Source organism: Mycobacterium parascrofulaceum ATCC BAA-614 (assembly GCF_000164135.1).
GTDB classification, from domain to species: Bacteria; Actinomycetota; Actinomycetes; order Mycobacteriales; family Mycobacteriaceae; genus Mycobacterium; species Mycobacterium parascrofulaceum.
Genome location: NZ_GG770594.1, coordinates 1 through 1792, shown reverse-complemented (window position 1 = coordinate 1792; position 1792 = coordinate 1). Strand labels below are relative to the sequence as shown.

Below are 1792 nucleotides of genomic sequence, written 5' to 3'. Positions count from 1 at the left end.
TTCAACTGGTTGCGCGGCGTGGCTCGAGTCTTGATTTGACGGGAATGCGGTTGCGGCGAGCCGCCACCCAATCCCGGCTGCGGTCATGCCCGGCCCCTACCCGGCCCACGGTGGACGTGTGAGAACACTGAAGCGGAAGCCGTACTTGTGTGAGTAGCCCGCCGCGGCGGTACGCCGGCCGAAGGGGCCGATGGGCACGCCTCGCAGCAGGGCGTTTCCCGGCGGGCTGGTCGCAGCACCGGCCACGTCCACGGGGATGATCTCGACCCCGGCAGCGTCGGGTCCGACCGCGGAGGTCAGCGTTGCCCACTGTTGGGGCACGGACAGCGACCCGACGTGAGAGGCCGTTCCGGCTCCTGCCGAGACCGCTCCACCGCCGATGTTGCCCAGATTGCCCAGGCCCAGCTGGGCGAACTGCGGCGTCGGGAACCAGGCGCCACCGGCGCCGGCCGTGGCACCACCGGGACCGAACGTCAGCTGCTGGCCCATCGACATGCCAAAGCTGGCCAAACCGTTCGACTGATACAAGACCGACGTGCTCTGTTTGAGGATCGTGGTGTAGTTACCGGGTGTCAGCGACCACCAGTTCGTCGGGCTGGGCAGGACGTCCTGGAGCGAGTTGCCGGTCGTCGTTGACAGCGCGCCCGCGGTCGTGACCTGCTGCGTGGTTTGCGACGTGGTGGCCGACAACACCTGCGGCGTTGCCAGCTGAGACGACGCGTCGGCGGCGGCCTGCGCGGTGTTGCCCGCCGGCTGCTGGACGGCCCGGGTCACCGCCAATGCCTGATCGGCCGCCGCATCCGGGTTGGTGGTATTCGGCGGCGGATCAAAAGGAGCCAACGTCGAGGCCGTCACCGACGCGGCGGCGTACCCATACATTGACGCCGCGTCCTGGGCCCACATTTGCATGTACTGCGCCTCGGTGGCCGCGATCGCCGCGCTGTTCTGACCGAAGAAGTTCGTTGCGATCAGCGTCGCCAATAGCTCCCGATTCGCCGCGATCACCGGTGGCGGCACCGTCATCGCGAACGCCGCCTCGAAAGCGGCCGCCGCCGCGCGGCCCTGACTGGCCGTCTCCTCAGCCATCGCCGACACCGCACCCAGCCAACTCGTGTACGGCGCCACCGCCGCCAGCATCGACGATGCCGCCGCGCCCACCCACGGCCCCCCGGTCAGCTCCGAAACGACCGAGCTGCACGCGCTGGCCGCCGTGGCGACCTCCGCGGCGATCTCATCCCACGCCGCCGACGCCGCCATCATCGGCCCCGAACCCGGACCCGCATACAGACGACCGGAGTTGATCTCCGGCGGTAACGCGCCGAAGTCAACCACCGACGAGGCCCCCGGCTCGAACGACATCTGTTTCCCTCGCAACTGGTCCCGGTCGAACGACCGCCAAGCGTGTGCTTGGTTGTTGCGAAGGCTAAATTGCCGCGACGTCCGTTCGTCGTCTCGATGAGACGGAGCGCAAGGGTGATCGGCCCGCCGGCGGGCGCTTCCGCACCGGTGCACAGAGGCACACCCGGGGTGCGTCACGCCGACGACCGAAGCGACTAGCTGCGGGAATACCGCGCGGTGCGAATGGCTCCTCGTCGGCTGTCCGCGCCCGCACGCGCGAATCCGGGATACGGGCGGGGAAAAAATCCGGCCGCAGGAAAGTCAGCACGACCAGGCTCGCTTCAGCACGGGAAGACCATGCCCGCGCCGGTGGGGTACGGTGCGCCACCGCGCGCCGAAAGGCGCTTTAGCGCGGCAGTGTTCGCGCGCTAAAGCGCCTTTCAGACGCTGTCGA

The 1792-nt window shown here is 68.9% G+C and carries 1 protein-coding gene; it reads right to left on the bottom strand.

Going from position 1 to position 1792, the window contains the following annotated elements; genetic code table 11:
• Nucleotides 1–96: 96 nt before the first annotated feature.
• A complete protein-coding gene (locus tag HMPREF0591_RS29675) occupies nt 97–1332 on the bottom strand; it encodes a PPE family protein (RefSeq protein ID WP_040624479.1) in 1236 nt (411 codons plus the stop codon).
• Nucleotides 1333–1792 lie beyond the last annotated feature (460 nt).